The 13,689-nt window shown below is 47.8% G+C and carries 14 protein-coding genes; 7 read left to right on the top strand and 7 right to left on the bottom strand.

Annotation, left to right across the window (positions count from 1 at the left end; translation table 11 throughout):
• Positions 1-4: 4 nt before the first annotated feature.
• From B153_RS0112500 to B153_RS0112515, 4 genes are all read left to right on the top strand, one after another.
• Positions 5-928: a glycosyltransferase family 2 protein gene (locus B153_RS0112500; RefSeq protein WP_245564878.1), complete on the top strand. Its 924-nt coding sequence runs from the start codon at positions 5-7 to the stop codon at positions 926-928.
• The gene (locus B153_RS0112505) at positions 921-1,442 is read left to right on the top strand and encodes a cupin domain-containing protein (protein WP_020597058.1); all 522 of its coding nucleotides are present in this window, start codon (positions 921-923) and stop codon (positions 1,440-1,442) included. Before B153_RS0112500 ends, B153_RS0112505 begins: the two co-directional genes overlap by 8 nt.
• A 3-nt stretch (positions 1,443-1,445) precedes the next feature.
• On the top strand, positions 1,446-1,724 hold the full coding sequence (locus B153_RS0112510; protein ID WP_020597059.1) for a DUF167 domain-containing protein: 279 nt from the start codon (positions 1,446-1,448) through the stop codon (positions 1,722-1,724).
• A gap of 138 nt (positions 1,725-1,862) precedes the next feature.
• Positions 1,863-3,581: an amidohydrolase gene (locus tag B153_RS0112515; RefSeq protein WP_020597060.1), complete on the top strand. Its 1,719-nt coding sequence runs from the start codon at positions 1,863-1,865 to the stop codon at positions 3,579-3,581.
• A 79-nt stretch (positions 3,582-3,660) separates the two neighbouring features.
• On the opposite strand, the gene rdgB is transcribed toward B153_RS0112515, so the two are convergent.
• The 3 genes from rdgB to B153_RS0112530 all read right to left on the bottom strand — a co-directional run bounded on the left by rdgB (position 3,661) and on the right by B153_RS0112530 (position 6,343).
• A complete protein-coding gene (gene rdgB, locus B153_RS0112520; protein WP_020597061.1) occupies positions 3,661-4,242 on the bottom strand; it encodes an RdgB/HAM1 family non-canonical purine NTP pyrophosphatase in 582 nt (193 codons plus the stop codon).
• Between the two features lie 64 nt (positions 4,243-4,306).
• The gene (locus tag B153_RS0112525) at positions 4,307-5,230 is read right to left on the bottom strand and encodes an FKBP-type peptidyl-prolyl cis-trans isomerase (RefSeq protein ID WP_020597062.1); all 924 of its coding nucleotides are present in this window, start codon (positions 5,228-5,230) and stop codon (positions 4,307-4,309) included.
• Between the two features lie 96 nt (positions 5,231-5,326).
• Positions 5,327-6,343, bottom strand: a complete 1,017-nt coding sequence (locus tag B153_RS0112530) for a DHH family phosphoesterase (RefSeq protein ID WP_211221669.1) — start codon at positions 6,341-6,343, stop codon at positions 5,327-5,329.
• Positions 6,344-6,593: 250 nt separating this feature from the next.
• Here B153_RS0112530 and B153_RS0112535 point away from each other — a divergent pair, with 250 nt between their 5' ends.
• Positions 6,594-7,013, top strand: a complete 420-nt coding sequence (locus B153_RS0112535; protein ID WP_020597064.1) for a nucleoside-diphosphate kinase — start codon at positions 6,594-6,596, stop codon at positions 7,011-7,013.
• Between the two features lie 75 nt (positions 7,014-7,088).
• Here the strand turns inward: B153_RS0112535 and nth are convergent, their stop codons facing one another.
• The 3 genes from nth to B153_RS0112550 form a co-directional block, all read right to left on the bottom strand.
• The gene (gene nth, locus B153_RS0112540; protein WP_026262113.1) at positions 7,089-7,745 is read right to left on the bottom strand and encodes an endonuclease III; all 657 of its coding nucleotides are present in this window, start codon (positions 7,743-7,745) and stop codon (positions 7,089-7,091) included.
• Positions 7,746-7,869: 124 nt separating this feature from the next.
• Positions 7,870-8,121 (bottom strand): hypothetical protein, encoded by a 252-nt coding sequence (locus tag B153_RS0112545; RefSeq protein WP_020597066.1) that lies wholly within the window; start codon positions 8,119-8,121, stop codon positions 7,870-7,872.
• Positions 8,096-8,695, bottom strand: a complete 600-nt coding sequence (locus B153_RS0112550) for an RNA polymerase sigma factor (protein ID WP_020597067.1) — start codon at positions 8,693-8,695, stop codon at positions 8,096-8,098. The genes B153_RS0112545 and B153_RS0112550 overlap by 26 nt, the downstream gene beginning before the upstream one ends.
• A 593-nt stretch (positions 8,696-9,288) precedes the next feature.
• Between B153_RS0112550 and B153_RS0112555 the strand changes: the two genes are divergently transcribed.
• The gene (locus B153_RS0112555) at positions 9,289-11,469 is read left to right on the top strand and encodes a tetratricopeptide repeat protein (protein WP_026262114.1); all 2,181 of its coding nucleotides are present in this window, start codon (positions 9,289-9,291) and stop codon (positions 11,467-11,469) included.
• A gap of 1 nt (position 11,470) precedes the next feature.
• On the opposite strand, the gene B153_RS0112560 is transcribed toward B153_RS0112555, so the two are convergent.
• Positions 11,471-12,037 carry a hypothetical protein gene (locus tag B153_RS0112560; RefSeq protein ID WP_020597069.1) on the bottom strand — a complete coding sequence of 189 codons (567 nt, stop codon included), beginning with the start codon at positions 12,035-12,037 and terminating at the stop codon, positions 11,471-11,473.
• 225 nt (positions 12,038-12,262) lie between these two features.
• On the opposite strand from B153_RS0112560, the gene lpdA reads away from it, so the two are divergent.
• Positions 12,263-13,663, top strand: a complete 1,401-nt coding sequence (lpdA, locus tag B153_RS0112565) for a dihydrolipoyl dehydrogenase (protein ID WP_020597070.1) — start codon at positions 12,263-12,265, stop codon at positions 13,661-13,663.
• Positions 13,664-13,689 lie beyond the last annotated feature (26 nt).

Here is a 13,689-nt window from a genome sequence, read left to right on the forward strand (position 1 = left end):
ATTTTTGCCGCATACTCCGGTAGTGACCATCATCATGGCTACCTACAATCGGAGCAATATCGTAACATATGCTATTCAGACTGTATTGAGCCAAACAGAGCAGGATTGGGAGTTGCTGGTCATCGGTGATCACTGCACCGATAATACAGCGGACGTAATCGCTTCGTTCAATGACCCCCGTATCCGCTTTATCAATCTCCCCGCCAATATCGGAGAGCAGTCAGGGCCTAATAATGTTGGATTGAAACAGGCTCGTAGTGAGTTTATTGCTTTCTTAAATCATGATGATTTGTGGTTTTCAAATCACCTTGCTGCCTGCCTGGATACCATTCGCTTGACAACGGCCGATTTAGTTTTTGGTGTATGTGCGCTGGTTATGCCTGATGGGCAGGTCAATATTGGCGAAGTGATGCCTGATAGCAAGTATCATCCAGCCTATTTTATACCAGCTTCGGGCTGGCTTTTCCGAAAGGAAATAGTAAATGAGGTCGGCTATTGGCTGTCATATAGGGCCATCTGGCTGTATCCATCGCACGATTGGCTTAGACGAGTGTATCGCAAAGGCAAACGGATAGTACCTATCCGACAATTAACCTGGTTGGCTATTCCTTCAGGCAACCGAAAGAATTCCTATTCGGAACGACAATCGGAGGAGCATGCGTATTATTTCTCCCAAATCAGCACAAATCCAGCCTTCAAAGAGGAATTATTGACAAAAGTTGTGTTTGACCAGCGAGAGCAGCAGAGCCGCTTTGAAGGAGGAAAACTAATGTGGCAGGGCGCCAAAAACACTATAAAGAAGCGATTTATAGCCTTGGGCCTGACTCCTGTAGAACTACGGTTTATGTGGCAATTTTGGTGGAAAGGCAAAGCACTTGATAAACTTCGACAAACGCGAGGCCTTCCTAAACTTAATAGAAATGAATAATTGGCAACTAAACGGTTTGCAGAAAGATCAGCAAAGTATCACTTCCGACTGGATTTTCGCATCTCAGTCATTGATTGAAGGCGTTCAGGTGAAGGAGGTTAAAAATGTCATTAAGCAGAGAGGTTATTTAACCGAAATTTATCGTAAAGATTGGCAGTTAGACGACCTATCGGTTGAACAGGTATTTCAGATCGCTATGAATCCAGGTAGCATTTCGGCCTGGCATGCGCATGAACTAACGACAGATCGACTTTTTGTATCGCTGGGCACCATTAAGGTTGTGTTGTATGATTCACGGCAAAACTCCCCGACGTATAAGTGCATCAATGAGTTTCTGATTAGCGATTTACGACCTCAGTTGGTAAGTGTGCCCCCTCAGGTTTGGCATGGCGTCAAAAATATTGGTTCTGATACCGCTATTCTGCTTAATCTGGTCGATAAAGCGTATCAATATGAAGCGCCTGACCACTGGCGTATTCCGGCTAATAGCTCTGAGATTCCTTATCAAATTTGAATCATGACCCTATCGGTAAAAGTTAAACCGGGTAGTAAAGTAGACCAGTTATTCTATGATGCTGCCGGAATGCTGAATGCTAAAATTAAAGCCCCAGCACAGGATGGTAAAGCCAATGCGTACCTGGTTGAATTTTTGGCTAAACAAATCGGGGTTGCCAAGTCCAGTGTGACCCTTGTGGCTGGTTTTACCAATCCGCACAAACGGCTTGAACTGCATGTCGATAAAGAGATAGGCGAACGTTTCCTGGCTCAGATAAAGGAGTCCCAGGAAGTACGTTAATGTCAAACGAATATTGAACGGTATAGACAACTCATTTTGGGTTGTCTTTTTTGTTGTCACTTATTTATTGATTTGTCAATTAGCCGTATCTTTAGCAAGCAAACTGCCCAATCATCATTATAAAATTTGGTAATACCAATGAGAAACTGTACAAATCTTTTATTGGCTCTTTTGCTGGTGCCAACGCTTCTGGTAGCGCAGGCCAAGAAAGGGGCCAAGTCCGTCGACAAGCTTGATAAATTGAAGCAGGAAGCCGTGGCGGCTGTAGAAGCCAATTCGGCACTTGCCCAGCAAATTAACGACATGCTGTTCAGTTTTGCCGAACTGGGCTTTCAGGAAGAAGAGTCGTTCGAATACTTGACCGGCCTGCTGAAAAACGAAGGGTTTACCGTAAAAACAGGTATATCGGGCATTCCAACGGCCTGGGTCGCTACCTGGGGGTCGGGTAAACCGCTCATCGCGATCGGCTCCGACATCGACTGTATTCCGAAAGCCAGTCAGAAGCCGGGCGTAGCCTACAAAGACCCTATTGTGGAAGGGGCACCTGGGCATGGCGAAGGCCACAATTCAGGACAGGCGCTGAACATCGTAGCGGTGTTGGCCGTGAAAAAGCTGATGGAGCGCGAGAAAATTCCGGGGACGCTGATGCTTTGGCCGGGTGTTGCCGAAGAACTCGTTGGCACGAAAGCCTTCTATGTGCGGGACGGGTATTTCAAAGATGTGGACGCCTGTATTTTCACCCACGTAGGCAATAATCTGGGGGTATCCTGGGGAGATAATGGCAACAACGGGCTCGTATCGGTAAAGTTCAGTTTTGAAGGTCAGGCGGCTCATGCAGCCGGGGCGCCCTGGCGCGGCCGAAGCGCGCTGGATGCGGTTGAATTGATGAACGTAGGCTGGAACTTCCGTCGTGAACACCTTGAGCTTACCCAGCGTTCGCACTATGTAATCTCCGACGGGGGCGATCAACCCAACGTAGTGCCTTCGAAAGCATCAGTCTGGTATTATTTCCGCGAACGTACTTATCCCAAAATCAAAAAGCTCTTCGAAACGGGCGTCAAAATTGCTGAAGGGGCTGCGTTGATGACCGACACGAAATTCAGCTACGAAATTTTAGGGTCGGCCTGGCCAGTACATACCAACAAAGCGATGGCGATTGCCGCTTACGAGAACATTAAAAAAGTGGGCTTACCCACCTGGACGGACGAAGACCAACTACTGGCACGTGCTTCGCAACTGGAACTTCAGGCTCCTAAAATGAGCGGACTGGCTACCAAACTTGATTCGATGAGTTTACCGACCTCGTCGGCTCCGGTAGTAATGATGGGGGGGCAGGCCATGACGTCTATGGGTGGAGGTTCCGACGATATAGCTGATATATCGTGGTCGCTGCCGACGATTGTGCTACGTTATCCAAGTAATATTCCAGGCTTGCCGGGCCACCACTGGGCGAATGCCATTTCGATGGCGACACCCATTGCCCATAAGGGCGTTGTCTACGGGGCCAAAGCCGAAGCCATGACCTTGCTCGATCTGCTGATGAAGCCCGAGTTGATTAAAGATGCCTGGGCTTATTATCGGGATGAGCAAACTAAAGATATCAAATACGAACCGTTGATTTCGTCGAAAGAAAAGCCCGCCATCTATCTGAATAAGAAAATTATGGACGAGTTTAAACCCAAACTGTCGACGTTCTATTACGATCCTACGAAATATAAAACCTATCTGGAACAGCTTGGTATTAAGTACCCGACCGTTCGCGACGATCAGCGAGAAGCCGTGAAGAAGCAACTGGAAAAAGATAAAGCCGAAAAATCGACGCCAGCCGCTAAAGTATCGTCTTCGCGGTCGGAGTAGGAGTAGGAACCCAACAATAGAGTCCGTTATGACATCCCGAAAGCACAGCTTTTTCGGGATGTCATGTTTACGGCGGGTCTTACTTCCCTTTTTGTTTTTCTAGGTAGGCTATCATTTGGGCCAAAGCTCGGGAGCGGTGGCTCATCCCGTTTTTCTCTTCAATCCGCATTTCGGCAAACGTTCGGTCATGGCCATCGGGCAGAAATACAGGATCATAGCCAAAGCCGCCTTCGCCACGAGGCTCGGTTAGAATCTGGCCTTCAATAACGCCCTCAAACTGATGTTCGACCCCTTGCAGGATCAGGGTAAATACCGTAATGAATCGGGCTTTGCGGTTGCCGTTGTCGGCAAGTTTCGTCAAAAGCTTCTCGATGTTCTTTTCTGCATCGCGACTACCCGAATAGTGGGCCGAATCGACGCCGGGTTCGCCATTAAGAGCATCCACTTCCAGGCCCGAATCATCGGCAAAGCACGACACACCGAAATGAGTCCAGACATATTCAGCTTTCTGGCGGGAGTTCCCGGCTATCGTTCCCGTTGTTTCGGGGAGTTCGTCGGTACAGCCAATGTCGCGTAGCGTTTTTAGAGCAAACGAGTTACCAAGTTGACCAGCTACTTCGTCGAGTTTGTGTTGATTGTTGGTAGCAAAACAGAGTTCCATCATCAACAAAAAAAGCCGTTTACAGGTACAACTGCAAACGGCTTTTGGGAGGAATGGCAATTTCTTACCGACTGGGCTGTGGCATACCGGGCTGCGCTGGTCCCTGCTGACCTTTCTGAATATCCAACAGCTCAATGTCGAACAAAAGCACCGAGTTGGCTGGGATTTTCGGATTCGCTCGTGAGCCATAGGCTAGTGTCGAAGGAATAATCAGCGTGGCTTTTTCGCCTTTGTGCATCTTCATCACGCCTTCTTCCCAACCTGGAATGACCTGTCCTACACCAATGGGGAATTGGACAGGTTCACCACTTGCCTGTGGATTGAGGCTTTTTTCCGAGCTGTCAAAAACAGTTCCGTTCAATAACTTGCCTGTGTAACGCACTTTAACGATTTCGCCCGCTTTGGGAGCAGGACCACTCGAAGGTTGCGTTACGATATAATAAACGCCCGACTGGGTTTTCTGGCCTTTGCCAGCTAAGCCATTTTTAGCCACATAACTATCAATAACTTTCGCATCAATCCCTTTTTGCTTGTCGAAATCAGCCGCCTGCTGTTTCTTATATTCATCCTCAGTCTGCACATTCAGGACTTTTACCGCTATGCCGATATCCGTACCTTTTTGAACGCCCGGTGGCAGCGGCTGCATGGCCCGTGTGAAAAGCGAATCGGCACTCACATAGAACGTTGCGCTGTCGCCTTTGCCCAGCATGGCCAGCCCTTCTTCGTAGGAACCCTTAAAAGGGGGAACCTGCAGCAACATCTGAAAAGGAGCCCCTTCTTTATGCGTATCGCGCAGAACTGAATCTTTGTTGTTCATCAGGGTAAGGTGGAGCGTCAGAATGTCGCCAACTTTTCCCTTACGAGTGCCTTCTGATTGTTCGTGAATTTGGTACTTCAGGCCGTTTTCCGTTACCTGAACGCGGTTTTTACCGCAGGCCGCTACCACAGCGACGATCAGGGCGGTTTTCCCGAAATTTTTGAGAGACATGAGCGATTATTAGTTGTTTATTTAAGATTACTTCAGGTTTAAGGTTTCAGGCTTCTGACTGCCGAAGGATAATCAAAAGGTGAAATCCAGAAAAAATTAAACAGTTTGCAGCAGTAACTGCTGGTACAAGGGTATTATTGATAAGAGCTTTTTCTCAGTTTCGGCCATCGATAACTTAGAACGACCACCAGCGGCATTCCGATGCCCTCCGCCATCAAAATGTGTACTGGCCAGATCCCGGACTGAAAAATCACCGATGGACCGGAAGGATAGCCGGATTTCATCTACCCGGTCAATAAGAATAGCCGCCATCACGACCCCTTCGACAGCCAGCGCATAATTGACCATGCCTTCTGTGTCGCCTGTTTTGGATCGATACCGCTTCAACTCCGCATCGGTCAAGGTGATGTAGGCAAACTTATATTCAGGTAACACCTTCAGTTTTTCGTTCAATACGTACCCAAGCATCCGAAACTTGTCGAGTGATACATTGTCGAAAATACGTCGATGGATACTACTGACATCAATGCCCAGATCAACTAGTTCGGCTGCCATACGATGCACATTGCCGGTTGTGTTGGAATGCCGAAACGAGCCGGTATCCGTCATCAGGCCAGCATACAGGCATTCGGCTATAGGTACATCGATGAGTGCCTGATCGCCCAGTTGTACGATCAGCCGGAAAATGAGTTCGGCCGTAGCAGCCGCTTTGGGATCCCAAAGGGCTAAATCGGCAAACGACTCAGGCTCAAGATGATGGTCGATCAGCACTTTACGGGCACGCGCCTGCCGTACCAGTGGGGCCAGCTCGCGAATCCGGTCGAGACTGGAAAAATCGAGGCAGCAAATAACGGTACTTTCGTCAATGAGCCGACTGACTGAATTGCGCACTTTTTCATCAAAAGCAACGACGGTATCATTACCTGGCATCCAGTAGAGGCTTTGTGGATAGTCTGTCGGCGTTACAACCGTAACCCGATGACCTTTTTTCCGAAGATAGCTCGCCAAACCCAGCGACGACCCCATGGCATCGGCATCTGGATTCTGGTGAGTTGTAATCAGCACGGTTTGCGGATGTTCGAGCAGCGTGCCAATTGCTTCAATGTCTTGCATACATAAACGGCCTTGGCCGTAATCAAAACCCAAAAATAAGAAATAATACGATTTACGGTTGGTTCTTTGCTGTGCCTGATAGGTAAAGGGCTAGTTGTCAAGTATTTATTTTAGTAATTAGCTCTGTCTGCCGTTTTGCGGACCGTTAAATATTTTTAATGAATGGTCGTGTTTTTAAGAACAGCGCGGCATTTTGAATGGAAGTGTCTACCTTTGCAGCCAAATAAAATTTGGATATTAATATCCCAAAATGGCAACGAATCGCACTTTCACCATGATCAAGCCTGATGCCGTAGAGGCAGGGCATTCTGGAGCAATTATCAAACTGATTGAAGAAGCGGGCTTCCGTATCGTCGCAATCAAAAAGACGCTGCTAACGAGCGAACGCGCTGGCCAGTTTTACGCTGTTCACCGGGAGCGCCCTTTTTACAACGACCTACGGGCCTACATGTCATCGGGCCCCATCATTCCGATGATTCTGGAAAAGGAGAACGCTGTTGCTGACTTCCGCAAACTTATTGGTGCTACCAATCCGGCCAATGCTGAAGAAGGAACCATTCGGAAGCTGTATGCCAAATCGATGGAGGCCAATGCTATTCATGGTTCGGACTCGGACGAAAACGCTGAAATCGAGAGCAATTTCTTTTTCGCAGGTACCGAGCAGTATTAAATCTTAGTAGTAGGAGCGAGTAGTGAGTAATAGGAGTTGCTGACGCAAAATCCATTGATGCGTCAGCAACTCCTGTTACTCACTACTCGCTCCTACTACTTTTTCATAATACTTACAAAAGTCTTTCAACTCGCAGACCTCACATTTGGGTGCGCGAGCCAGGCAGATGTAGCGGCCGTGTAGAATAAGCCAGTGATGGGCTTTGGGTACGTATTGTTTCGGAATATGTGCCATTAACGCTTTTTCGACAGCCAGAGGGGTAGTTGCCGTAAGGGGCGCTAAACCCAGCCGATGCGAAACTCGGAACACGTGCGTATCGACTGCCATTGTCGGTTCGTTATAGACTACCGACAAGATCACATGGGCTGTTTTACGTCCTACGCCCGGTAGCGTTTGCAGTTCTTCCAGTGTTGCCGGTATTTCTCCCTCAAACCGTTCCATCAGCGCCCTCGCCATGCCGACCAGGTGCTTTGCCTTGTTGTTAGGGTAAGACACACTTCGGATATACGTAAACACCTCATCGACCGATGCTGCTGCCAGAGATTCTGCTTCTGGAAAACGCGCAAACAAAGCGGGGGTAATCTGATTGATTCGCTTGTCGGTGCATTGGGCCGATAAAATAACCGCTACCAGTAATTCGTATGGATTTGTGAAGTGAAGTTCGGTCTTAGGTTCGGGGTAGTGTAGGGTAAAATAATCCAGGAAGCGCCGGAACCGTTCTTTCTTTAGCATAATAGGTAAGTATTCATTGAGCGGGGCACAAACAGCCATAGCCGGAAACTATCCGGCTGGTTAGAATGACACAGCAAGATAGCTTTCGGCTACGCAGCTTCCCGCTGCACCCAAAATCTGCCGATTACGAATGGCGCAATCGGGCAGGCGGGTTTAAGGGATGGTTTTGGGAATAATCCAGAATAGTCTGAACGGTGTCGGGCCTGGGTTGGCGCTCGATTTTATTCATCAAAGCTCTCAATTCGAGGGCTTCGAGGAAGAACGTCATCAACTCCGGTTCCGACATCAGCGCGTCTTCAATGAGCAGGTTTTCCTCGGCTGAGGTCTCCTCATAGACATACCGGATCACATCATCTTGAGTAAAGGTTTTTATCATAACTCGGCGAACGTTTGCTCAGTTGTTTGCGCAGATTGATCAGCGCATAACGCATACGTCCCAATGCCGTGTTAATACTGACGCCGGTTGCATCGGCAATCTCCTGGAAACTCATTTCCTCGTAGTGCCGCATGATAAGCACCTGTCGTTGTTGTTCGGGCAATCGCTGAATCAACTCGCGCAAATGCTCGTGTGTTTCCTGGCGAATCTGCATGGATTCTACGGAATCTTCTGCAAATTCAAGCGTGTTAAACACACTGCTTCCGTCTTCAAACACCACACTGGGGTAGCGTTTATCTTTTCGGAAATAGTCAATGGCCAAGTTGTGAGCAATTCGAATAATCCAGGGTAGAAATTTTCCCTCCTCGTTGTATCTACCTGATTTGAGCGTGTCCACGGCCTTGATGAACGTGTCCTGCATCAAATCTTCTGCTATGTACTGATCTTTTACGATCAGGTAAATAGTGGTGTAAATCTTCGATTTGTGCCGTTGCACTAATTTGGCAAAGGCTTTTTCATTACCACGGATATACAGGGAAATCAACTCACTGTCGTTTACCTGGGCTTTTTCCATTTTCAGTAAGACAATTAGGTAACGTAGAGTTGTGTTCCGATAGTGTATGGAGGGGTTATGTTTTTTGAAATATTTCCGTGATCCAGCCTTGAAGATACTAAAAAATTGCGCTTAAATCCAAATAAATCTTACAAAAAATCTGCCAAAAGGGATCAATTCTCCGAAAACTTCTATTTCTCGCCAGAAAAAATACCGTGAGTTCTAATTTTGACCAAATATAGCTTATTCGGAGAAATAATTGTACTTACGTTTGATGGCTTATCTATAGATTCAATTTTAGTACCAGTCGTTTAAAACAGGATTAAAATTTTTTCAATGCAACATTAACAAAAACTTTTAAGTCAGCGATGAATAGTCAGTAAAATTATTCGGTAATGAGCGATTAGAATCTAGTATAACGATTTTCGGCATCTACTCGATAGGAAAACAAATCGGGATTTTGTATCTATTTTACCTGGTTTAGTTATATGTAGTCACTTTGCCTCTATACGTTAAGCGAAATTGATTGTATCCGTAGTCAATAGCTTGATTTACTGCACTAAATTATTACTTTCGTACTTGTATCAGCTTAATGTTGAGGTTGATAAACATCTATGAGATCAGTTTGGATTGGAATGGCAATACTTAGCTGGTGTATCACCTGCTTTGCTCAAACATTTCCCAAACTGCCGGAACTGAACTTTGACCGGCGGAGCGATGCTGCCTACATGGATAGTTTGCTGACGCTGGGTCGGAGCCATCGACAGATGGCAGCCCGTTTGCCACGAGGTCGGATCAACGACACACTACGCCTGGAAGGACTGCGGTATATGGCCCTGGTTTTCAAGCAAATGCGTGGCCCTCAGCGAGACAGTAGCTACTGGTATGCTAAACAGCTGGAAGAACAGGCTCTCCTGCTTCATAATAATCTGTATGCGGTTCGGGCCATGATGCTGCAGGAGTATCACCTCAGGATTGTGAAAGGCGATTACCCACTGGCTCTTCAAATCAATCAGCGAGCATCCGAACTGTGCACCAAATTACCTCGCGAAAGCTCTCCCCGCTGGCAGGTGCAGATGAACATGGGCGATATTTACATGTTGCTCAAAGAATATGATAAGGCTTTAAGCAGTTACCAGCTTTCACAAACCTTGCTGGGCTATAATACGTCGGTGCCTCCTAAAAACCGGAAATTACTTACGAGTCAGGCTATAACCCAGATTGGCGAGATTTATGAAATTCGGGGACAGTACGAGCAGGCACGCCAGCAATATGAACTGAGTCGACAAATTGCTCTGGATACCCATTCGCAGATCAATGCCGCTTATGCTGGTGAGCGGCTCGGTGATTTTTATATCAGCCGCCAACAGCCCGAACAGGCTATTCATGTGTTCGAAGAGGCTTTGGCCGTCTGGACCCAGTTAAAAGACGTTCCCGGACAGGCATCGGTTTGGGCACGGCTCTCAGAATGTTATACTTTGATCAGACAGCCTAAACGAGCGATTGAATTTGGTGAAAAAGCAGTGACTGTAGCACGGGATGCGGGCTATACGCGAATTCGGCAAATGGCTACGCAGTCGTTGTATCGGGCTTATCGTCAGGCCAATCAGCCAGCACAGGCATTAAGTATGTATGAAGAGTTCAGCTTACTGCGGGATAGCCTGACCAACCTGAAACGTATAGAGGAATTGTCGGCTGTTCAGAAAAAGTACGACGTCAACCAGGTGCGGATTGCGGCCGAAAAAGAACGATTTATTCAGCAGCAGCAGTTACTGAATGTTCGTCGACAGGCCGAGTTGGATCGGGTGCGGGCTGAGTCGGAGCGGGAGCAGCTTGAAAGCGAAACCCGGATGAACCACCTGAAGCAATGGGTCGAAACGGAACGCCTGCGGGCCGAATCGCAGAAGAGCCGACTGGAGCAACGCGCCCATATTGACAAGCTCAGTCATGATATTGAGCAGGCTAATTTAATGCGCATCATTCTGGTTGGGGGCGTAACCATGCTCATGGGGTTTGTTATTTTGTACTACCGGAAAAATCGTCTGATTCATCGCCAGAAGCAGGAAATCGAAGCACTGAACCACGATCTGGAAGATAAAGTACTGGCCAGAACCGTTGAATTAAAACTGGCCAACGATCAGTTGCGGGCCAAAAACCGGGAGATCGAAGAGGCTTTGCTTCGGGGCCAGACGCTTGAGCGTAAGCGTATGGCTGCCGACCTGCACGACAGTCTGGGTGGTTTGCTGGCGGCTATTAAAACGAGTCTGTCGGCCCTGAATCCAGCTAAAATGTCGGACCGGGAGCAGCAGATTTACCATAATCTGCTGAACATGAGCAAGGAGGCTTTCGCCGAAATTCGCTATCTGTCGCATAACCTTCAACCCGACGAACTGGAGAAGCAAGGGCTTTCGCAGGCATTGACCCGGCTGGTAACCAAACTTAATCTGACGCAGAAGATTACCTTCCGATTAGAGGCTGCTGAACTCCCTCGACTGGACAAAACGGCCGAGTTTAACCTCTATTCGATTTGTATCGAACTTTGTAGCAATATACTGCGGCATTCCGAAGCGTCTGAAGCCGATATTTTGTTTCGACGGTTCAACAACGAGTTGAATATGATCGTGAAAGACAATGGCTGTGGCATGAACCCTGCCGATGCTACCGGTATGGGGCTACACAATATCCAGGCTCGTATGGATTTGATCAGGGGGCGTTACGAAGTGCATTCTGGCCCCAAAGAAGGAACTACCTTTATCTTTATTCTGCCCGTATCGACCAACCTGACAACCGCTTAGGTTATTGGACGCGCCCATCAACCAGAAAGCTGTTTTTGTCGAAATACGGCAGTTTCTGATAGCCCGACAGCGTGTAATGCTGTACACGCCATTGCCCGCCTTTCGGTCCACTTTCCAGCAAAAGCGTACGTTCGGATGAATACAATGGGTTGCTGGTTTGTAGAACAGCAGCAATTCGACGAGGCTGACGGGTTACGGAGTCAAGCTGGACGCTGAGTGACCGGACCGAAAGATGATCTTCTGGATTCTTTAACGTATACTGGTAGGTAAGCGAATCGGGGCGCACAATCTGGTAGCTGGTTCGTAAGGCTGGTTTATTGATATCGGCCTGCGCAAATAATTCCAGCTCGCGCTCCCAGTTAATAGCGCGGGTCGACTCCTGGTTACGTTTTTCGTTGATGGCAACCGATTTGGTCACAATCGGTTTCTGGTCTGAGAGTTCAGTAATCTGACGTTTCACAAAACCTAACACATCATAATAAACGGCTGGCTGATTCTGTTGGGTGGAGTCGGTACAACTGCTGATTATCAGCAAAACAAGAATCGAAATTGATAAAACGAAGCGCATAAAACAGAACACAGTAGCCCCAAACAGGAAGGGCTTTATGAAACCACCAACACGAATTTTTGCAAATCGGTTTGGGTAATCAAATTCTGAACCAAATTTGCATTCATAATGCTATATATTAGATAGGTTTCGAGTTTCAAGTTTCAGTTTTCAGACCTTCACCCGAAGGAGACTGAAAAGCTGGAATTTGGCAATAAGAGCCTGAAACTTAAGAACAACTGTTTCATGGAATACGATGTTATTATGATCGGTTCGGGGCCTGGTGGGTATACCGGCGCCATTCGTTGTGCACAACTGGGCCTGAAAACTGCCATTATCGAAAAATACCCCGCACTGGGCGGTACCTGCCTGAATGTTGGCTGCATTCCTTCGAAGGCGCTACTCGATTCGACGGAGCATTATTACAATGCTGCTCACACCTTTGCCGAACATGGCATCAAGCTGGAACACTTGCAGGTCGATCTGGCCCAGATGATTGCCCGGAAAGCAAGCGTTGTGGATCAAACGACCAAGGGTATTACGTATCTGATGAAGAAAAACAAAATCGACGAGTACCATGGCGTCGGTTCGTTTGTTGACCCCCATACCATCAAAATTACCAAGACCGACGGGTCTGAACAGACCATTACAGGTAAGAATATCATCATTGCAACGGGCTCGAAACCATCGTCGTTTCCGTCGATGCCTATCGACAAAAAACGGGTAATCACATCGACCGAAGCCCTTACACTTAAGGAAATTCCTAAACACCTTATCGTCATTGGCGCAGGCGTCATTGGGGCCGAACTGGGTTCGGTCTATGCGCGTATTGGGGCGAAGGTCTCATTTGTTGAGTTTTTCGACTCGATGATTCCGACCATGGACAAAACGATGGGTAAGGAGTTACAAAAAGTTATCAAGAAACTAGGTGCCGATTTTTACTTCAGTCACAAAGTCACAAAAGTTGAGAACAAAGGGGATGAGGTAGTGGTGAGTATGGATACGCCCAAAGGTGAACAAACCACCCTTACCGGCGACTATTGTCTCGTGTCGGTTGGCCGTCGTCCGTATACCGAGGGATTGAATCTGGAAGCGGCTGGTCTGAAAACTGACGAGCGTGGCCGGATTGAGGTCGATGAACACTTACGCACGAGCGTTCCGCATATCTACGCCCTGGGCGATGTCATTCGGGGCGCTATGCTGGCGCATAAAGCCGAAGAGGAAGGTACGTTCATTGCTGAGACTATCGTGGGTCAAAAGCCACACATCCATTATCGACTGATTCCAGGTGTCGTATATACGTGGCCCGAAGTGGCTTCGGTAGGTTATACGGAAGAGGAAGTTAAGAAAGAAGGTATACCGTATAAAGTAGGCTCGTTTCCATTCAAAGCGCTGGGTCGGGCACGAGCCAGTATGGATGTTGATGGACTGGTAAAAGTGCTGGCCCATAAAGATACCGACGAGATTCTGGGTGTTCACATGATTGGCGCTCGTGCAGCCGATATGATTGCCGAAGCCGTTACGGCGATGGAATTTCGGGCATCGGCCGAGGATGTCTCCCGTATGTCGCACGCTCACCCGACTTATACCGAAGCGTTTAAAGAAGCCTGCTTGGCGGCTACCGATAACCGGGCCATTAATATTTAGGTCAGGAAGGTCCAAAATACGCGTCC

It is taken from the genome of Spirosoma panaciterrae DSM 21099, assembly GCF_000374025.1.
GTDB classification, from domain to species: Bacteria; Bacteroidota; Bacteroidia; order Cytophagales; family Spirosomataceae; genus Spirosoma; species Spirosoma panaciterrae.